Genomic DNA, 20410 nt, shown 5'->3' on the forward strand with positions numbered 1-20410 from the left:
GATATTGCCCATGCTACGTATCAAGAAAGAAGCTCTGACATTTGACGACGTTCTCCTGGTTCCAGCCCACTCCACAGTTTTGCCTAATACGGCCGAACTTGGCACTCAACTGACCGCAACTATCCGCCTAAATATCCCTATGCTGTCCGCAGCCATGGATACCGTTACCGAAGCTCGTCTGGCCATTGCGCTAGCACAAGAGGGCGGTTTAGGTTTCATTCACAAAAATATGTCCATTGAGCGCCAGGCTGAAGAAGTTAGCCGCGTGAAAAAACACGAAAGTGGCGTTGTTACCGAGCCGCAGACTGTTACCCCAACCACCACACTGCGCCAAGTGAAAGAATTGACTGCCCGTAACGGTTTCGCTGGTTACCCAGTTGTTACCGAAGATTATGAGCTGGTCGGCATTATCACTGGCCGTGATGTGCGCTTTGTGACTGACTTAGACCAACCCGTGACGGCGGTGATGACACCGAAAGAGCGTCTGGTTACCGTCAAGGAAGGCGAGGCTCGCGAAGTTGTCTTGCAAAAAATGCATGAAAAACGTGTCGAGAAAGCATTGGTTGTTGATGATAGCTTCCACCTGCGCGGCATGATTACCGTAAAAGACTTCCAGAAAGCAGAGCGCAAGCCTAACGCCTGTAAGGACGAGCATGGCCGTCTGCGTGTCGGGGCTGCCGTGGGTGCCGGTGCGGGTAATGAAGAGCGTATCGACGCGCTGGTCACCGCTGGTGTTGATGTTTTACTGATTGACTCATCCCATGGTCATTCTGAAGGCGTTCTGCAACGTATCCGTGAAACCCGTGCTAAATACCCTAACCTGCAAATCGTTGGCGGTAACGTTGCGACGGGCGCAGGGGCAAAAGCCTTGGCGGATGCCGGTGTGAGTGCCGTAAAAGTAGGGATTGGCCCAGGCTCAATCTGTACCACCCGTATTGTTACGGGTGTTGGTGTGCCACAGATTACGGCGATTGCTGACGCGGTCGAAGCACTGGAAGGGACCGGTATCCCGGTGATTGCCGATGGCGGTATCCGTTTCTCCGGCGATATTGCGAAAGCCATTGCGGCGGGTGCTTCCTGTGTCATGGTCGGTTCTATGCTGGCAGGGACTGAAGAGTCTCCGGGCGAAATTGAACTCTACCAAGGCCGTTCATTCAAATCTTACCGTGGTATGGGGTCACTGGGCGCGATGTCCAAAGGCTCTTCTGACCGTTACTTCCAAACTGATAATGCTGCCGATAAACTGGTACCAGAAGGGATTGAAGGGCGTGTTGCATACAAAGGTTTGTTGAAAGAGATTGTGCATCAGCAAATGGGGGGCTTGCGCTCCTGCATGGGTCTGACCGGTTGTGCCACTATCAATGAATTGCGCACCAAAGCTGAGTTTGTGCGTATCAGTGGTGCAGGGATTCAAGAAAGCCATGTGCATGATGTGACTATCACTAAAGAATCCCCTAACTATCGCATGGGCTAATTCCAGGGGCTTAAACCGGCGAATTTGGTCATCGTTCGCTGCTCGCATTGCTCATTGACTTGGTGTCAACTGCGCATGCCGTGCTGCGGGCGTTAACCAACTGTTTGGCTTCGCCGACTGGAATGATTCATAAATAATTATGGTAGCTATTTAATTTTATTATTTTTCTGTGGAATACGCCGCACATGACAAAAAATATTCATAAGCATCGCATCCTTATTCTTGATTTCGGCTCGCAATACACCCAACTGGTGGCGCGACGCGTTCGTGAAATCGGTGTTTATTGTGAACTATGGGCGTGGGACGTAACCGAAGCTCAGATCCGTGAATTTAACCCAAGCGGCATCATTCTTTCTGGCGGTCCTGAAAGCACCACTGAACACGACAGCCCACGCGCACCTGATTACGTGTTTACTGCGGGTGTGCCGGTATTAGGTGTGTGCTACGGCATGCAGACTATGGCGATGCAATTAGGGGGCAAAGTTGAAGGTTCAAATCAGCGCGAGTTTGGTTATGCGCAGGTTGAAATCAAAACTGACAGCGCACTGATCCGTGATATCAAAGATGCTATCAATCCAACCAACGAAGCAATATTGGATGTATGGATGAGTCATGGTGACAAGGTCACTGCCATCCCTGCTGATTTTGTGACGGTTGCCAGCACCGATACCTGTCCGTTCGCCATTATGGCTAACGAAGAGAAACGTTTTTATGGTGTGCAGTTCCATCCTGAGGTCACGCATACCAAGCAAGGCCAACGCTTGTTAGAACGCTTCGTGCTGGATATCTGCGGCTGCGAAGCATTGTGGACCCCGGCCAAGATTATCGAAGATGCCATTGTTCGCCTGCGCGAGCAAATTGGTGAAGATCATGTGATTCTTGGCCTGTCCGGTGGTGTTGACTCCTCTGTGACGGCAATGCTACTGCATCGTGCTATTGGTAACCGTCTGACGTGCGTATTTGTCGATAACGGATTATTACGGTTGAACGAAGCCGACCAAGTGCTGGAAATGTTCGGTGATAAATTCGGTCTGAATATTGTTCATGTTGCCGCCGAAGACCGTTTCCTTGCAGCGCTGGCCGGTGTCGACGAGCCTGAAGCGAAGCGTAAAATCATCGGCCGCGTGTTTGTCGAATTGTTTGATGAAGAAGCGTGTAAGCAAGATCAAGTTAAGTGGTTGGCACAAGGCACCATCTATCCTGATGTGATTGAATCAGCAGCGTCTGCCACTGGTAAAGCACACGTCATTAAATCTCACCACAATGTGGGCGGTTTGCCGAAAGAGATGAAACTGGGGCTGGTGGAGCCACTGAAAGAGCTGTTTAAAGATGAAGTACGCAAAATTGGCCTGGAATTAGGTCTGCCGTACGACATGCTATATCGCCACCCGTTCCCTGGCCCAGGCTTGGGTGTACGTGTGCTGGGCGAAGTAAAAAAAGAGTATTGTGATTTGCTGCGCCGCGCTGATGCCATCTTTATCGAAGAGCTGCATAAAGCCGATCTGTACAATAAAGTGAGCCAAGCCTTTACTGTGTTCCTGCCAGTGCGTTCTGTTGGCGTGATGGGGGATGGGCGTAAATACGATTGGGTGGTTTCACTGCGCGCAGTAGAAACCATCGATTTTATGACCGCACATTGGGCGCATCTGCCATACGACTTCTTGGGCCGCGTTTCAAACCGCATTATCAATGAAGTGAATGGTATTTCCCGTGTAGTTTACGATATCAGTGGCAAGCCACCGGCTACCATTGAGTGGGAATAAGTATCTTAACTCGTCGATAAGATAGTGTTGTGACATTAATTAAGCCTCCGATCTTTCGGGGGCTTTTTACTTTGGTTGCGATGAAATAAGCATTTATATTTTATCTTTACGGATAAATAAAAAACGAACGGCATTTTTGTGAGTATCGCTTTTAAGTCAGGTTGCTGTATGTGAATATAAAAACCGTGATGCTTACCTTCCCATGTGATGTAAAGGATACCTTTGGTTTCTTTATAATTAACAGGTGAAATATGAATGCTAAAATTAGTATTTTGATTATCCTATGTGTTTTTATATCAATGCCAGCAATAGCAGACCATCGTAATGAAGATAATGTCTGTTTTTATTCAAAAGATAATTATTCTGAAAAAGAGGATGGTACAAAATTTTGCGTGCCTTATTATACTGAAGATGAATGGCTATTTAGTCAGTGGAATAACAATATTGCATCAATAAAGATCCCTTCTAATTTACGGGTTGATGTGTTCAGTGATTATTCTTTTCTAGGAAAAGCGGCTTCATTTTATAAAAACACCAATGCGGCTGAGTTAGCAACGTATGGATTAACAGCAGACATCAGTTCTTATCGTGTATTACCAAAAAATTTATACTCTGAGAACCATCGGGTGATATTCAATTATCATTCAGATATTTTTCCTGAAAAATATTTCAGCTATGATTATTATGTTAACAATGGTCATAGCATCCTTTTAACTAAGCAAAGTCAGCCTATTGATGCCAATGGACAAAGTTCTTACCTCTTTTATAGTCATGCAGGGCAGATAATGACGGCCTTTATCGGGCAAGGGTTTGATCGTAACCTCTACTGCTTGTCACCGGTGGACCGGCGTAGTAATAATCTTGATGCAAATGTGGCATTTACCTATTGCGATTTTAATAACTCTGGCCAAAATTGGTTTCCCAAAATGGTAGAAAACAAACTACGATTAGTTAATCTGGGAACAGGTAGCGCTTTATCATTGGATCAAATTGGCTTCTATGTGAGGTTACATACTGGTCCAACTAATATTCTTTATGGCGGGAGGAATGAACATTCTCCGCAGAGTGTGTTCATTGATGAAAATACGGTATGGTTTGATGAATCTACTATTGATACGTGGAAGGAAAACGCAGTTAGACCCTTTTTACAATATAAAGAAACGCTTGAATCAAACGGCGTAAATGACCACCGTGAGGTAATTACCCATCGTTTGGATCAACCAGATGATACCTATATCTATTTGGGCAATAAAGATGGCCTAAATCATATTTATTATAATGCAGAAACTCAATACTTGATGGCGTACAATAAATTAAGTGAAGGTAAGGCATTAATAGAATCCTCATGCCTTTCATTATTGAATGATGGATCTGACAAACCTTCAGCCATTAGTTTTACCTACCACCGCAGCAACTACAGTGATAATAGTTTAGAATACCGTTGTGATAATGGTGTTGCTTATAATATGTACAACAAAAAATGGTACTTTATGGCTGACTGGGAATATCATTATCTGGTTAATGGCTATAAAAATAAAGTTTTGCATTTTTATATGAATGACAAACCACAATATATTAACTTCAACGGTGTGCTGACCGGGCCAAAATTAGGCGAATATATTGGTGCAGCAGTGAACTTTAATGAGCGAACCCCCCATGATGCAGTATTCATTAATAGTCCGGCTTTAGGCTATGTGCTTGATGTAGAAAAGAGCATTTGTGCACTGGATGGACTTACCGATGATAAAGGCATGCATTGCAGTGCTCTGAATGCCACATGGTCCGCAACAGGTGTTGGTGTATGGGATGTTAGTCTCAGCCGTGACTATATTCCCTGGCTGCTGGCGCAAATTTCTCACAAGTTACATATAAGCGAATGGACTACAGGATTAGATGCTTACTTGCAAAAAGTGGGAACACTGGAAACCTTTTTTGAGACAAATAAAGACCATCCTGTCGATGAGGCAATATGGCAACAAACTAAAGCACTCTTGGTGGAATTCTTGCATACCTATAACTCAACCGAATATCAGCAAGTTTGGCATCAAGTGGCGTATATCCTTAATCGTATTGAGGTAATGATGGAGGCGAAAACATGATCTACTTCTATAAATACAACGGATGAATACTGCGCTGGTATGCCTATTTGCCCGATTGGTACCATGTATAACGGTATTATCCATGTCGAAATAGCAGCACAGGCTGGTGCAGTTGTGCGCCCACAAGCGGTGGTTTATAAGTTAGAAATTAATGATAAAAAAGCAGATTACCGCAGCCACAGGTTATTAGTTTGAGTCATTATTTGCCACAGCAATTTGGACAATTGGCACTGAATATAAAAGCCGATGATGTGAAGGCGCTGCGCGGGGAATAGTGTATTAAAATAAGGGAGCTAAGGCTCCCTTATAAATTAATGACTTTTTGCCAACTCATTTGCCAGTTTAAGTGTGTTTCTTTGCATTTGAGGTGTAATCTCATCGGTACTGTCAAAAAGGTCGCGAAAGTTTTTGCAGAGCTCCACCGCATCATTATTAGAACAAAATTTATTTCTGGATGAGCAATTTTTTAATAATTCTATTAGTTTTTCTTTTCTTTGTGGATCGAGTTTAAAACTGTTTATTAAATCCGACTTTTGCTTTATTTCTTCATTTTTAAATGTTAATTCATGTAAAGAAAACTTAATTTCTGGATTGCAGTGTACATAATAAACTCCATTCAATTCCTCTATTCTTTCGGTCACCAGTTTCATATCAACAGGCAGGGTGGCTGAGGGTAAATTAGTGTCAAAAATAAAAACCACTTGACGAGTATGATTGTCCTTAATATTTAATGTGTTGATATCCCAATGATTGTCAGCTCCTTCTTCGAGATAGAAAAAGTTTCTAGGGTCCATATTTGCAGTAACATAATATAGCTTTTCACTAACGCCAAATTCAAGCGTGTTAAGTGATATTTCTATTCTTCCATTTAACTCCCCAATGGTGTTCTCTACATCAAATTGACTACTATATTGGTCTTGGATCAATGATTTAATATAATCTGTGGCTTCTATTTTACTATTTAATATTGGGCTGTTATTATTTTCACCTGAAAGTGGAGTATTTTTTTGTGTGAGGTTTATCGTTGCGACAGTCAATTCATTTGATATGGGCTGCATAAATAATCCTTAATTAAGTGGAGGTGAAAGTTGATTGCCTTTTTTCCCTATTTTAAGTAAAGGATTAAAATAGCTAATCAGGTTTTTACCTGATTCTGATTCAACATTGCCTTATTTAACCTTTTCATTATGCCAATGCATTAATATATATTCGCCATCATTACTGATACCGGTAGCTATAGCCACCCACCCCTGTTTTTGATAAAACGCCAGCGCATGCTGGTTTTTTGCCAAACATTTGAGTGAGCCGTGGCTGGCAAATCGCTGTTGTGCTGCCTGCAATAAGGCTTTCCCCGTACCGGCCTGTTGCACCACGGGGTCAATAAACAGATTATGCAGGAAACTCTCCTCCATAAAAATTGAGGCAAAACCCAAGTGTTGATCGCCATCAACGGCAACCAGCACCGTTTCACCTATCGTTGAACGATCAAAATCTTCCAGCCTAAAGCGTTCAACGTCCAGCCAGGTAAATGCTGCTTTACGTGATGCCAGATACAAGGTGCGCAGGAATGGTCGGTCACTTTCCTGATACTGACGAATCTTGATGCTCATCCTACGGTTATACCTCCCAGACAGGGCATTTTCGCGACATTGATCATTGGTTTAACCAATACATGATTGATCTTCTACCACCTGCCCGTGATAATAACAATTCTGACTCGGGGTGCCTGCCACAAACAGTGGCATGGCTGAGATATTACCCGTATTACCTGATCTGGATTATGCCAGCGTAGGGAAGTCTCGGCACCTTAGGGTACCGCCTTCTTGACCGCCGGTTAGGAGGAATATGTTTGTTCAACCTGCCGTTTTCTCTTTAGCTATTCTCGCTGTTGCTGCTATTCGAACTCCCATTGATATGAGTACGGGAGACATTCATGAAGCGAATTAATGCGCTCACGATTGCCGGAACTGACCCCAGTGGTGGGGCCGGTATTCAGGCTGATTTGAAAACTTTCTCTGCTTTGCAAGCTTACGGCACCAGTGTGATCACCGCTCTGGTGGCACAAAATACCCGTGGTGTGCAGTCAGTTTATCCCATCGAACCGGCGTTTGTCGCAGCTCAACTCGATTCCGTTCTCAGTGATGTGCGCATCGATAGTGCTAAAATCGGTATGCTGGCTAACGCTGACATTGTCGATATCGTTGCCAGGCAACTGCGCCGTTATCCCATCCCATTTGTAGTGCTGGATACCGTGATGGTCGCCAAAAGCGGTGATCCGTTGCTGGCGCCAGAGGCCGTGGACGCAGTACGCCAATTGCTGTTACCGCAGGTTGCTTTAATTACCCCGAATCTGCCAGAAGCGGCGGCGTTACTCAATTGCCAACCCGCTTGCGATGAGCAACAAATGTGTGATCAAGGGCGGGCGCTACTTGCACAGGGTTGCCAGGCGGTATTGATGAAGGGGGGCCATCTGAGTGGTGAAGATAGCCCTGATTGGCTGTTTACGGCACAAGGCGAACAGCGTTTTGTTACCCGCAGAGTGAAGACCCGTCATACTCACGGCACCGGCTGCACCTTATCGGCAGCATTGGCGGCTTTGCGGCCACGGCACCGCGATTGGGATGATACGGTGAATGCCGCCAAACACTATCTGCAAGGTGCATTAGAACAAGCCGATACCCTTGAAGTCGGGCAGGGGGTAGGGCCGGTGCATCATTTCCACCAGTGGTGGTAATCCCCTTCGTCCTTGAAGCTACAGGGTTGTTAGCTGCGCTCCCCCCGCAGAATCACTGACTTGAGTCAGCTCATCGGGATGTGTTCACTTGCCGCCTACCTGCAACTCCAATGACTTTGGGGATCCTTCGCCTTTGAAGCTGCAGGGTTGTTAGCTGCGCTCCCCCCCGAATCACTGACTTGAGTCAGCTCATCGGGATGTGTTCACTTGCCGCCTACCTGCAACTCCAATGACTTTGGGGATCCTTCGCCTTTGAAGCTACAGGGTTGTTAGCTGCGCTCCCCCCGCAGAATCACTGACTTGAGTCAGCTCATCGGGATGTGTTCACTTGCCGCCTACCTGCAACTCCAATGATGAAGTGCATGCCTTATTTATTGGAATAGCAGAGATTCTTATGCTAATAAATAGCGCTGAGTCATTGCAAACATCGCGATAGCTCGTTGCAAATGATGGGCATCAAAACGGTTAAGCAGATAACTGTCCGCACCCTTGCGCGGGCGAATACACAGTGAGAGTTTTGGCTCGCCTGCTGCACCGTTAATCAGATCAAATTGATAACTGCCGATATCTTTTTCATCTTCACGCCAGGAAATTTGTACCGCAGGTAAGGGGTTGCCTGTGCTAGGTTGGCGAACGGCAAAAAAGTACTCTCCGGCCCAGAACCCAGCGTAATCTCCATCAGCCTGTAGATGTTTGGTGCGGAAAATAGGGGCATCGACTAACTGGCGGATAGCCTCCGGCGTAATCTGTTGCTGGGTTTGCTGCCACAAAGGCGTGCCATTTTCAAGTTGCCAGCAGGCTGCGCCAAGATAATCATTCAATTCGCACCAATCAGCATCTAGTTGCTGCAGCAGCTCTTCATCGAGGATATTACGGTATTGCTGCATACCGCTAGGTTGCTCGCCCAATGTTTCGTAGGTGATTAACTCCATGGTGCGAGGTTTACGGCGAAAGCTCATCCACAACACAGCCTTAGGAATGCGGAATTCAATGGATTGAATGCTCAGACGATAGCGATCGCCTTTATTCACCACAAAACCGTTGGCCGTACCGCGCTTATTCTGGTAATTACGTACCACCACCACGCTGTTTAGCCCCATCCAACCGGTAACATAATGTTCGCTGTCGGAGTTAGCAACATCCAGATCGACAACCATCTGGATAATTTTATCCGTTTCAAGCTTAGCCAGCGGGTGGGCATCCCCGGCAGAGTAATACAGCTTCTCGGGTTCTTCGGGTAACTCAACAGTTAACATGGCATGGCCTTTTATCGTGTTGTGATCGGCTAATAGCTATCTGGTTCATAGCTTAACTCAAGCTGTCATACAGATTATGGTATAACTGGAATTAGGATGAAAATTCGTGCTATGGATCAACTTTTTCGCCGGTTGATGGTCATAGACAGGCAAACCAATACCACGCCCGCTGAGCCGTTGCACAGAGCCAGGTTCGCTGCTCGGCGAGTAGATTAATCAGATAATAAGGATTTCGATAATGAAAGGTAACAAAACCCGCCATTGTCTTGTTGCAGCGGTGATGTTCAGTGTCAGCTCTTGGGCCTTCGCGCAGTCAGCCACCACAACTGCCGCTGTCACGTCAGCCGCTGAGATGTCTCCCGCCCAAATCCGCACGACTACGGCAGATTTGCTGCAACAGCCGGTTTATAAGAATAGCTGGCAAAAAATGGTGAAAAGCCAAAAGAATCTCCCAGCATGGGCGCGCAAAGGGACAGGGACGTCGGCACCTTATGAGGTGCTAAATTGGCAAGGGCAGCAATACAAGGTGGGGCGAATTTGTAAACCTCATGATTGCAGTAATAACTTTATGTGGGTGGCGTTTAGCCAGAATAAAAAACAAGTATGGCAGGCGTGGGGAATGCGTATCTCTGTTGCCGACAAGCCACAAGCACTTGATAAGCCAAGTGAGTTCGCGACTTATCAATGGCTAGGTCGCCCTGATGACAGTATCCAGTCCATGCTAAAAAAACAGTTACAGCAAGATCCTAATTGGCACTGATGGTTGGTGATTCAGGCGTATTTATCAAAGATGCTAAACTCAATAGCGTTAACGATGCAGGCAGGGCGCTAATAAGCGAATTTATCTAGATTAATCAATTGATTATATCAGTATAAATGCTACTGGCGGATTTGAATGCTGTTTGTAGCGGCCTCGTAGCAGCGAGGCCTGTGTGGTGAATACAGCTAACGCGGGAGATATCAGCCAACGCCCGCTTGATGCAGGTCGTGCAGATTAATGGCTCCCACCAGTTTCCCGTCCAGGTTCACCACCGGTGCAGCACTGAGATGGTGCTGATGCAGTGCCTCCAGCGCTTCTCCTGCACGCCACTGCTCAGGTAATCGGTAGCCTGGCCGAGTGATAGCGCTTCCCAATGGTTGTTGTAAGGTGCCGCCTTTTACCAGCCAGCGGCGTAAATCGCCGTCAGTAAATACCCCGACTACCCGTTGCTCTGGATCACATACGGCCACCAGCCCTAGCCCTGTACGGCTCAGTTCTAACATGGCTTCCATTACGCTGTCGGATTCATGTACCATCGGCAGGCTATCACCGGTTCTCATTAAATGATGGACCCGATTAAGCAGCCTTGCGCCCAAGCTGCCGCCAGGATGTGAGCGGGCAAAATCTTCTGCACCGAAACCGCGATGGCGCATTAATGCCATTGCCAGGGCATCCCCCATCATCAGGGTATTAACCGCGCTGGAAGTGGGAGCCAACCCCATCGGGCAAGCTTCGTGCTCAACACTGATATCCAGTACACAGGCAGCACCTAGCGCCAGCGGGGACTCTTTACCGCCAGTGATGGCAATCACGGGAATTTTGCTATCCGCTAGTAATGGCAGAATCAGGTCCAGTTCTTTGGCGCGGCCAGAGTAGGAGATAAAAATCACCACATCCTGTGGGCCAATCATGCCCAAATCGCCGTGCAATGCCTCAGCAGGGTGTACAAAGAAAGAAGGGGTGCCGGTACTGGCCAGCGATGCAGCAATCTTTTTACCAATGTGACCAGATTTGCCAATCCCAGACACTACAGCCTTACCGGTGCAGGCTAACAATAACTCACAGGCCCGAACAAAATTATCATCTAAACGTGACAGCAACTTGTGCGCTTCGGTCAGTTCAATTTCAAGTGTTTCGCGGGCATAGGTAATTAACGGATTAGTCATTTTTATCAACCAGAATGATGTTAATGCCCATGTCCTGTAGTGCTTGCAAATATTCTGGGCTAATACCTTTATCTGTAATCAGGGTATCAACGGCACTTAACGGGCACACTACATTTGGGCTTTTACGGCCAAATTTGGAAGAGTCGACCAGCAAAATGATACGGCTAGCGGCGTGGCACATAGCTGTACTGACATGATAAACTTCGTTAAACGTAGTGACTCCCGCCTTTAGATCGACCCCATCCGCACCGATAAATAGCTTATCGAAACTGAAATTATCAAATGCAGACTCCGCCAGACTACCATGAAAAGAGGCTGAGCCTTTACGGTAAGTGCCACCTGGCATCAAGATAGTCTGATCGTTATCCAGTTCAACCAGTTCATTGACGATATGCAGGCTGTTAGTCATCACCGTGATATTGTTGAATTTTGTCAGGTGGGGCACCATTTGCAGCACGGTACTACCTGCATCAAAAACCAGGCTATCACCGTCTTTAATCAGTTTGCTGGCAGCTTGAGCAATTTGCTTTTTCTTATCCGTATTAATGTGGGTTTTACGGTCAATGGGTTGTTCTATATCATCACGATTTAATACTACCCCACCGTAGGTACGGATAACCGCCCCTTCATTTTCAAGGCTGGTTAAATCCTTACGGATAGTGGTACCGGTGGTTGAGAAATGCGCGGCGAGTTGATCGACGGCCGTCTTTCCGTGTTGTTGAAGATATTCCAAGATTGCAACCTGTCGCTGCTTTGGTTTCATAACGATCCCCGCTCAAGTATTTCCATTGCCTCTTCTCCAGGCATAACTTTCACATGAAAAAGAATAACTTTCATTGTGAAAATATCATGATTTCGGTTTAATCGCTAATAATAGTGCAGTTTGACATGCTTTATCCGTAGGGAAGATCACATCCGGGATTAAATCCTGCTGATGTAAGCCATGAAGCTGGGGTAATGGGCGAGGGCGGGCAAACACGCTAATGCCGCGCATGATCATGCTGTCACTGACCCGCATATTTTCATCGAAAGCCAGTGCTATCACCACGCGGGGTTTAAAACGCCCGCCAGAACGGCCAACACCGACTGATTTACTGTGCTGACATAGGCGATCGAAAGCACGGTTAAACTGATTGATTTGCCACCAGCCGAGCATGATTTGCAGTACCCAGGCGATGATAACAATACTGATCAGTGCGGATGTGGGGGACATATTTTATCCTTCTTACTTGATGTTGCAGCGATATTAGCGGCGTTCGTTGCTTAGCCCATCCTTGGGCCTTGCCTCGTTGAGGCCGCTAGAAACAGTCACCCTTCGCTCGCCGGGACTACAAACTGTTTTTTCAGACAGCATCGAACTTAAAACATCACCTGACCGCCGGTAATATTAATTGATTGCCCGGTGCAATAGGCCGCTTTATCGCTGGCGTAGAACAACAGCATGTTAAGCACATCCTGATAATCACAACCCCGTTTTAGTGGCACTTTATCGGTGTAATACTTTTCAACTTCTTCCGGCTTAATGCCCAGTTTTGCGGCGTACTGAGGTAAAAGTGACTGGAACATCGGTGATTTCAATAAATTGCCTAACATCAGGGAATGTACCGTAATACCGTAGTCAGCCAGGTCCAGAGCCAGTGATTGGGTCAGACCAACACCACCAAACTTGGCAGCACTGTAACCCGAGTTGTGTTTACTGCCTACTTTACCTGATTTGGAATTGATCTGAATGATTCGCCCAGCAATACCATCACGGATCATCAGGCGGGAGAATTCACGGGCACATAAGAAGTAACCGACCAGATTCACCTGTAGTGAGCGGTCAAAATCATCCAGTGGGAAATCAGTAATCGGTGCAGCTTTGGCAATGCCTGCGCTGTAAACGAGCAGGTTGGTTTGATGGAAACTTTGGTCTACTGCTTTTGCCAGCATCTGCACGCTGCTTTCATTGGTTGCATCAACCTGAAAACCACGGGCGCTATCTGCGCCGTATTCGGCATTAATCTGATCGGCGACTAGCTGTGCGTTATCTGAATTCAAATCAGCAACTGCAACTTTATACCCTGCTTCGGCAAGACCATGACACAAGAATGCGCCCAGAGTTTGTCCACCGCCAATAACGACTGCTACTTGTGACATAACTACCTCCAAAATTATCCTTGGTACTTGAAGCCGCAGCGGTGTTAGTTGAATGCTCCCGAATCACTGACGAGTGTCAGCTCATCGGGATTTGTTCGTCTGCTGCCTTGCTGCAATTCCAATTACTTCGGCTAATACCCTTAGCTCTTGCAGCATCCGCAGTGTTAACTACGATGCTAATGACATCGGGTATAAATTAATAAATAAGTTAACGAATAAATTTCAGTGAGCTACCGATAGCAATATCACTGGGTGTTGGCCCTATCACATGGATAGAACCGGGGAACTCAGGCTGCTTATCACCATTAAAACGAATGGTGACATGGCCCAGTTCACGCAGGTTCTGAGTTGCCACCTCGCCGACTGCGGTTATCACATAGCGCAGGTCAGCCAGTTCCATAATGTTGCCAGCCTGTAACTCCCCATCGGTATCGCTGTGCTGGTGGATAAAACAGAACTCTTCAATATCTTTGGGCGCCCCTTCGCGGAAGGTGATAAGCATGTCATCAAGCAGCGCCTCGCGGGCGCTGTCGCCGATATTGGTAATAGTTGTCTGATAAATAGTATTCATACGTACATCCTTAACCGTTGAATTTATTACCGATAATTTAATACTTACTGATAAATAAAGGCTGATACTGCCCAGGCAATCAATACTGTTGGGGCACCGGTAAGGAAGCGGCCAACCAGAACCGATGGAACACCGACACGAACGGTATCTTGCTTGGCTTCGGCTAGAGAGAGACCGACCGGGATAAAGTCACATGCCGCCTGAGCATTAATCGCAAATAATGCTGGCAGGGCCAATTGTGGTGGAATATTCCCCAAACCAATTTGTACCCCAACCAATACGCCGATAACTTGTGCGATAACGGCCCCTGGGCCTAAGAATGGTGACAACAGCGGGAAAGAGCAGATCAGTGCCAAGAGCACTAACCCTATCGGGCTGCTGGCCAGAGGTGTTAAACCGTGGGCGATAAAGTCGCCCAAACCTGATGCCATGATGATGCCGATTAATGCTGAAACGAAGGCCATAAACGGCAGAATAGTTTTCAGCACGGTATCGATAGTGTCGCGGCCTGACTGGAAGAACACCGCCACGACCGACCCCATTCCCATCCCAACTTTTGCCAGCAAACCGTCACTTTGTTCGGTGATTTTCTTGCTGGTATCGTAATCACGGCCAGATTTGCTTGTAGTTGTTTCCGCTGGTTTTGACGTTGCTGTCGCCGGTTCTGCTGGTGCAGTCGTTGCGGTGGCGTGATCGGTTCCACTGACTTTATGGATATTTTTTTCACGCACACCGGAAACATAAATATCTTCCAGTATGTATTGCGCCATCGGCCCGGATTGACCGGTTGAATGGATATTAACGGTTGGAATACGGCGTTTCGGATACAGGCCGCAGCGCAAGGTGCCACCACAGTCAATAATCGCCACAGCGATCTCTTCGGCTGGCGGCTCACCTTCTTTGAAGCCATCAACCGCTTCCCAACCAGTCAGTTCGCTGATGCGGTCAATGATGGCTGGTCGAGTACCTGCGGTGATATAGACAATTTTTTTACCTGGGACGATTGGCAACACTAATGGCCCACCCCAGCCGCCTTCGCCTTTTTCAATCCTGATGAATTCACTCATGATCTGCTCCACACAGTATGTATTTAATTTACATATTAAAGTTGTACGTTACGGTCCAGACGGATGCCCATTTTGCGTTCAAAGATGGAGGTCGTCAGATCGGTAACCCAGCCACGGAAGAAGTTGGTGAACAATCCAACCAGGAAGTAGCTAACAGCCAGCGGACCGAGTGGTAAGCCTAATGTGGTTAAACCACTGGCAATACCTAAGAACACGAACAACTCACCTGGGTTAATGTGTGGGAACAAACCATTCATCGAGTGGCAACTGTAAGAAGCGGCCGCGTAATAACTTGGTTTATATTTTTCAGGCATAAAGCGCCCAAGACTCAAGGTCATCGGGTTACAAAACACAAAAGTACCGATCAGTGGTAGTAGCAGATAACGTGAAACGGGGTTACCAGCACAACGCTGTGCTAATCGTTCAATCCTGTCCTGACCAACAAACTTGATCAGCGCATTCATAATTACTAACAAACTGATTAATAAAGGTAAAATCCCGGTGACCATGCCAACAAAAACTTCGCCCCCTTTTTGGAAGAGTCCGATAAACCACTCGGCTCCATGGGTTATAAGTTCAATCATTTTTTTCTCCTGTAATCGAGGTTATGGCTGTTTTTATAAACTTTTGTTTTGAAAAGAAACTTCAGGAACCGCGTGATAAAACGGTATTCAAAATACTGAGGTACCAGAATGAACTTCAGCATCTTGTCTGTCGCCATGTGAACTACCATAATCATTTTTCAGATTCATTTATTGCATATAGATCACACTTTGAAAGATAAACCTTTCAAAGTGAAAATTAAAGTTAAAAGAAAATGGGATTGAAATGAAAGGTTATGGCGTGAAATAAATGTGTTGGATCAGACTAAAGCCTGATTAGCGTTAAGTTTGTCAGAGAGATAGGGGTAATAAAGCCCAAAGGAATCATGGGCTAACCGCTGGGAAGCCCACTTATAAATATTTAACCTAGCAGTTCACAATTAGGTGGCAGGCGGCATCCAATTGCATTGGGGATTATCTCGATACGGAAATGTTTGCCTGCCAGTGGTTCGCCATCCAGATTAAAAGTGATGTCATGGGGGGCGGTGATTTCCAGCCAAGGCAAGGTGGCCTCCACTACATTTTTATTTTTCTCACCACTGAACACGCTGGTCAGTAGGGCAGGAAGCAATTCTTCTGCGGTCAGCAACCGCAATTGCAGCAAGCCATCATTAATCAGTGCGTCGGGGCAGAGAGGCTGTCCACCACCGGCTTGCCGACCGTTGCCGATACCTATCACCAGAGCATCACCCGCCCATTGGAAATCAGGGCCATGTATTTCACAGCTATCTGCTTTAATTGTATCCATACGCATCAGGCCATGAAGAAAATATGAAGCCCCCCCTAGTACGGCTTTGAGTTTTTCGGGGGTTTCAGTGGTAATGCGGGTGCCAAAACCACCGGTTGCCATATTGATAAAGTAGTGTTCGTCATTTACCCGAGCGATATCAACGGTAACAGCCCGGCCTTTGACCGCTAATTGCAGCGCATTTTCTATGTGCAGGGGAATATTACAACTGGTAGCGAAATCGTTGGCTGTGCCTAAGGGCACAATACCCAAATTAGGCCGATTGTAAGAGGGTAAGCCCATCAGTGCGCTGGCGACCTCATTAATAGTGCCGTCTCCGCCACCGGCAATTACAGTATCGACCCCCAGACCGGCTGCCTCGCCAACATAACGCTTCGCATCCCCATATTCCCAAGTGACTCGAACGTGAAGCGTGATACCTTCCTCACGTAAGTTCTTAACGGCATTGCGAACTTCAAGATTACCCGATTCCTTACCATTCAAGATCAAAAGGGTACGTGGCATTGAGGTCATAAGGTGCTCCAATCGTTTCTGCGATAGGAGTAACAGTAACCCATTGCTGTTTATTTTACCTATCCCCTTCTTACTTGAACTTGCAGGGGGGTTAGCGGCGTTCGTTACTCGGCCCATCCTTGGGCCTCGCCTCGTTGAGGCTACCGCAAGCAGTGTTCAAATCTGCTCCCGACAGATTTGTCACCCGAATCACTTACTTGAATAAGTGATTCGGGATTAATGCGCCTCATCCTGCGGGCTGGCATACATGTCACCCAAATCACTTGCTGGTGGTGAGTTTAACGCCTTTAGCTATATGAGATTATTCCGGCAATATGGCAAATATCAATTATCGTTAAGTTTAATAAAAAGAGGTTTTATTTTTGTTAGGGTATTTATTTAATGGAGATAATTAATGTTTGATGGTGAGGTTATTCAGAAAACCGGTTTTCTTATTATTAGTTAATAACTTAACAAGAACCATCAATAATAAAAAAGTAGGTAAATTCAATAATAATCAGCTGGATAGATACGTAAAAAAGAAAAGGCCAGCCCAAGGGAGATTGGGCTAGCCAAGGAGGTGGTTCCTAGTCTTGTTTTAAAACTTTTTTAGTTCTTGATTGTACTCGAGCTATGTTACCTCAGCGTAATTATAATTGATGTGATCTATTTCTAATATTTGCTAAAAATGCCATCTGGGTGATGGCATTATTTTTTATTGCTTTATGTTACGCTTTTTCATGGGGATTTCGGCTATTTGTCCCGTTTAGATTACGTACCAGTAAGCCATATTCTACATTAATGTCCTCGGGGATTGGCAAATACATGATATGGCCATTACCCGGTGCAATATCAGCGGGCTGACTTTTTTTATCTTGCATGCTGGCGAGTATGAACTGAATATTGCCGTTTGGCGTCATCAGCTCAACGCTATCACCGACCGAGAATTTGTTTTTGACCACCACTTCCGCCAAGCCGTCACGGCGCACACCGGTAAACTCACCGACAAATTGCTGGCGTTCAGAAACTGAATAGCCGTAATCGTAAGTTTGTTGCTCTTCATGCACATGACGGCGCAGGAAGCCTTCGGTATAACCACGGTGAGCCAAGCCTTCCAGCGTGGTCAACAAGGTTGGATCAAAAGGTTTGCCCGCAACGGCATCATCGATAGCGCGGCGGTAAACCTGTGCGGTACGGGCGCAATAGTAGAAAGATTTAGTCCGACCTTCAATTTTCAGCGAATGTACCCCGAGTTGAGTCAGGCGTTCCACATGTTGAATAGCGCGTAGGTCTTTTGAGTTCATGATGTAAGTACCGTGCTCATCTTCGGTGGCGGTCATGTACTCACCAGGGCGCTGTGCTTCCTCAATCATAAACACTTTGTCGGTCGGTGCGCCGATACCCAATGTTGGTTCAATATTCTTTACCGCGATCGGTTGATGAATATGCACGATGTTGCCGATTTCATCTTCTTTGCCTTCCTGAACATTATATTCCCAGCGGCAAGCATTGGTGCAGGTTCCCTGATTCGGATCGCGTTTATTGATATAACCAGACAGCAGGCAACGGCCGGAATAGGCCATGCACAGTGCGCCGTGAACAAAAATCTCCAGTTCCATATCAGGAACTTGCGCACGTATTTCTGCAATTTCTTCCAGTGATAATTCGCGGGAGAGAATAACGCGGGTCAGACCCATTTGTTGCCAAAATTTGACGGTAGCCCAGTTGACGGCGTTGGCTTGTACTGACAGATGAATATCCATCTGCGGGAACGCCTCGCGTACCATCATGATCAAGCCGGGGTCTGACATAATCAGTGCATCTGGCCCCATATCGATCACCGGTTTTAAATCACGCAAAAAGGTTTTCAGTTTGGAGTTGTGGGGGGCAATATTCACGACCACATAGAAGCGCTTACCAAGTGCATGCGCCTCCTGAATACCTAATGCCAGGTTTTCGTGATTAAACTCATTATTACGCACCCGCAGACTGTAACGCGGTTGGCCGGCATAAACCGCATCTGCGCCGTAAGCAAAGGCATAACGCATGTTTTTAAGGGTACCGGCAGGCGATAATAATTCTGGGGTAAAAGGGATAGATGAAGACATATAAACGGCTCTCAGTCTGAGTTCAAGTCAGGACCACGCCCGAAGGGGTGGTTAAAAGCCGGGGATTGTAACCTTGCCAATCAGGAAAATCAGCCATCGCACAATTTTTGTAAGGTTTAAATGATCTGGATCAATATAAAAAGAGAAAAGCGCGGTCAACTGCCCCGCGCGTATTCCCATCATCTTTCAAATTGCAAATTTTCGCGTTGAAATCTATTGGGTATAAGGATAAGTAGGTAAAATAGCGCTATCAGATAAATAAAAGTTACAGCGTCAAATCTTTAATTGTGGTGGTCGGGCCATTTTTTGTTACAGAGGCAATGCCATTTTTGGCGGCAGCTTCAGAACTGTAAGATTCACTGATACCAATAATCTGATGATTCTTTGCTTTCAAAACGAAGTAAGGTTCGTTTTTGACGTTACGCTTCAGTTCATACTGGCTTTCCAGCGGAGAGTTGCTTTGCACTGATGATATGCCGTTTTCAGCCGAGGCTTTACTGGCGTACATCTCACTGGAGAGAATAATTTCGCCATTGCTGGCTTTCAAATTGAAATGGTACTGCCCATTTTTTGCTTTCTTAATCTCATAGTGACCCATGGCCATAGTGTTTCTCCTATTGGTTGATACCTCTAACAGTGTAGTCAACGTTCATAGGAAGTCAGCTTAATACGCCTTACTCCAGCATAATTCGGACTGGGTAATATGGAAATTACAGTAAACGGCAGATCTCTGCTTCCCAGCGATATCCCATCCCATATACCGCGCGGATAAATGGCTTTTCGCCATCGAGTGATTCCAGCTTGCGCCGGAGATTTTTGATATGGCTATCGATGGTGCGATCCGTCACCACGCGGTAATCGTCATACAGATTATTCAACAGTTGTTCACGGCTAAACACATGGCCCGGTTGGGTTGCCAGTATTTTCAGTAAACGAAATTCTGCCGGGGTTAATTCTAATGAGTGGCCCTGATAACTGGCCTGAAAGCGGGATTCATCAATCAGCAGTGGCACCGTCTCACTGGGCTGCTGCGGGAGCGGCCGGCAGCGGCGCAGAATGGTTTTGACCCGCGCCACCACTTCCCTCGGGCTATAGGGTTTGCAGATATAGTCGTCAGCACCAATTTCCAGCCCCAGCAACCGATCAATCTCTTCGGTTTTTGCCGTCACCATCATAATTGGCACATCAGAGAAACGGCGGATTTCTCGGCAAATGGTAATGCCATCGCTGCCGGGTAACATTAAGTCCAGCAAGATAATGGCCGGTGGCGACTGACGGACTGCCGCGACTACCTCGTCTCCCCTGGTTAGCCATTGGGTCTGATAACCCGCAGCTTGCAGGTAATCGACCAATAGCTGGCCGAGCTTCGGTTCATCTTCAACAATCAATACGGAGCCAGACTGGCTGGCAGACTGAAGTGGCTCTTGCATT

Annotated in this window: 20 protein-coding genes and 1 riboswitch; of the genes, 6 read left to right on the top strand and 14 right to left on the bottom strand. The window is 46.5% G+C overall.

The window, feature by feature from the left end:
- Positions 1-10 precede the first annotated feature (10 nt).
- The 4 genes from guaB to EL015_RS22035 all read left to right on the top strand — a co-directional run bounded on the left by guaB (position 11) and on the right by EL015_RS22035 (position 5531).
- A complete protein-coding gene (gene guaB, locus EL015_RS05825) occupies positions 11-1474 on the top strand; it encodes an IMP dehydrogenase (protein WP_032907814.1) in 1464 nt (487 codons plus the stop codon).
- Positions 1475-1659: 185 nt separating this feature from the next.
- On the top strand, positions 1660-3237 hold the full coding sequence (gene guaA, locus EL015_RS05830) for a glutamine-hydrolyzing GMP synthase (protein ID WP_005191891.1): 1578 nt from the start codon (positions 1660-1662) through the stop codon (positions 3235-3237).
- A 251-nt stretch (positions 3238-3488) separates the two neighbouring features.
- Entirely contained in the window at positions 3489-5336 is a 1848-nt protein-coding gene (locus tag EL015_RS05835) for a hypothetical protein (protein ID WP_032907812.1), read from the top strand.
- A 63-nt stretch (positions 5337-5399) separates the two neighbouring features.
- On the top strand, positions 5400-5531 hold the full coding sequence (locus EL015_RS22035; RefSeq protein WP_269057149.1) for a hypothetical protein: 132 nt from the start codon (positions 5400-5402) through the stop codon (positions 5529-5531).
- A gap of 116 nt (positions 5532-5647) precedes the next feature.
- Here the strand turns inward: EL015_RS22035 and EL015_RS05840 are convergent, their stop codons facing one another.
- Both EL015_RS05840 and EL015_RS05845 read right to left on the bottom strand, forming a co-directional pair.
- Positions 5648-6394 (bottom strand): lipocalin/fatty acid-binding family protein, encoded by a 747-nt coding sequence (locus tag EL015_RS05840; protein WP_005191882.1) that lies wholly within the window; start codon positions 6392-6394, stop codon positions 5648-5650.
- A gap of 111 nt (positions 6395-6505) precedes the next feature.
- Positions 6506-6946, bottom strand: coding sequence for a GNAT family N-acetyltransferase (locus tag EL015_RS05845; protein WP_005191879.1), 441 nt, complete (start codon positions 6944-6946; stop codon positions 6506-6508).
- Between the two features lie 98 nt (positions 6947-7044).
- Positions 7045-7148, top strand: a riboswitch (TPP riboswitch).
- A 121-nt stretch (positions 7149-7269) separates the two neighbouring features.
- Here EL015_RS05845 and thiD point away from each other — a divergent pair.
- Complete coding sequence (gene thiD / locus EL015_RS05850; protein WP_005191877.1) at positions 7270-8070, top strand: bifunctional hydroxymethylpyrimidine kinase/phosphomethylpyrimidine kinase; 801 nt, start codon at positions 7270-7272, stop codon at positions 8068-8070.
- Between the two features lie 392 nt (positions 8071-8462).
- Here the strand turns inward: thiD and EL015_RS05855 are convergent, their stop codons facing one another.
- On the bottom strand, positions 8463-9326 hold the full coding sequence (locus EL015_RS05855; RefSeq protein WP_005184031.1) for a hypothetical protein: 864 nt from the start codon (positions 9324-9326) through the stop codon (positions 8463-8465).
- 238 nt (positions 9327-9564) lie between these two features.
- Here EL015_RS05855 and EL015_RS05860 point away from each other — a divergent pair, with 238 nt between their 5' ends.
- A complete protein-coding gene (locus tag EL015_RS05860; protein WP_005184028.1) occupies positions 9565-10086 on the top strand; it encodes an inhibitor of vertebrate lysozyme family protein in 522 nt (173 codons plus the stop codon).
- A gap of 200 nt (positions 10087-10286) precedes the next feature.
- On the opposite strand, the gene gutQ is transcribed toward EL015_RS05860, so the two are convergent.
- The 11 genes from gutQ to baeR form a co-directional block, all read right to left on the bottom strand.
- Positions 10287-11252, bottom strand: coding sequence for an arabinose-5-phosphate isomerase GutQ (gene gutQ, locus EL015_RS05865; RefSeq protein WP_032906004.1), 966 nt, complete (start codon positions 11250-11252; stop codon positions 10287-10289).
- Positions 11245-12015, bottom strand: a complete 771-nt coding sequence (srlR, locus tag EL015_RS05870; RefSeq protein WP_005184024.1) for a glucitol operon DNA-binding transcriptional repressor SrlR — start codon at positions 12013-12015, stop codon at positions 11245-11247. The genes gutQ and srlR overlap by 8 nt, the downstream gene beginning before the upstream one ends.
- Before the next feature lie 84 nt (positions 12016-12099).
- Positions 12100-12465: a transcriptional regulator GutM gene (gene gutM / locus EL015_RS05875; RefSeq protein ID WP_005184022.1), complete on the bottom strand. Its 366-nt coding sequence runs from the start codon at positions 12463-12465 to the stop codon at positions 12100-12102.
- Between the two features lie 146 nt (positions 12466-12611).
- Positions 12612-13391 carry a sorbitol-6-phosphate dehydrogenase gene (gene srlD, locus EL015_RS05880; protein ID WP_005184019.1) on the bottom strand — a complete coding sequence of 260 codons (780 nt, stop codon included), beginning with the start codon at positions 13389-13391 and terminating at the stop codon, positions 12612-12614.
- Positions 13392-13599: 208 nt separating this feature from the next.
- A complete protein-coding gene (gene srlB, locus EL015_RS05885; RefSeq protein WP_005184017.1) occupies positions 13600-13962 on the bottom strand; it encodes a PTS glucitol/sorbitol transporter subunit IIA in 363 nt (120 codons plus the stop codon).
- 44 nt (positions 13963-14006) lie between these two features.
- A complete protein-coding gene (srlE, locus tag EL015_RS05890; protein ID WP_032906002.1) occupies positions 14007-15029 on the bottom strand; it encodes a PTS glucitol/sorbitol transporter subunit IIB in 1023 nt (340 codons plus the stop codon).
- A gap of 35 nt (positions 15030-15064) precedes the next feature.
- Entirely contained in the window at positions 15065-15613 is a 549-nt protein-coding gene (gene srlA / locus EL015_RS05895) for a PTS glucitol/sorbitol transporter subunit IIC (RefSeq protein WP_004877312.1), read from the bottom strand.
- A 379-nt stretch (positions 15614-15992) separates the two neighbouring features.
- Positions 15993-16883, bottom strand: a complete 891-nt coding sequence (gene yegS / locus EL015_RS05900) for a lipid kinase YegS (RefSeq protein WP_072088772.1) — start codon at positions 16881-16883, stop codon at positions 15993-15995.
- 716 nt (positions 16884-17599) lie between these two features.
- Positions 17600-18919: a prephenate-dependent tRNA uridine(34) hydroxylase TrhP gene (trhP, locus tag EL015_RS05905; RefSeq protein WP_230857930.1), complete on the bottom strand. Its 1320-nt coding sequence runs from the start codon at positions 18917-18919 to the stop codon at positions 17600-17602.
- A gap of 325 nt (positions 18920-19244) precedes the next feature.
- Positions 19245-19583 (bottom strand): YegP family protein, encoded by a 339-nt coding sequence (locus EL015_RS05910; RefSeq protein ID WP_032906000.1) that lies wholly within the window; start codon positions 19581-19583, stop codon positions 19245-19247.
- A gap of 106 nt (positions 19584-19689) precedes the next feature.
- Positions 19690-20409 carry an envelope stress response regulator BaeR gene (gene baeR / locus EL015_RS05915; RefSeq protein ID WP_005183995.1) on the bottom strand — a complete coding sequence of 240 codons (720 nt, stop codon included), beginning with the start codon at positions 20407-20409 and terminating at the stop codon, positions 19690-19692.
- Position 20410: the final 1 nt, after the last annotated feature.

The organism is Yersinia intermedia (assembly GCF_900635455.1).
GTDB lineage: Bacteria > Pseudomonadota > Gammaproteobacteria > Enterobacterales > Enterobacteriaceae > Yersinia > Yersinia intermedia.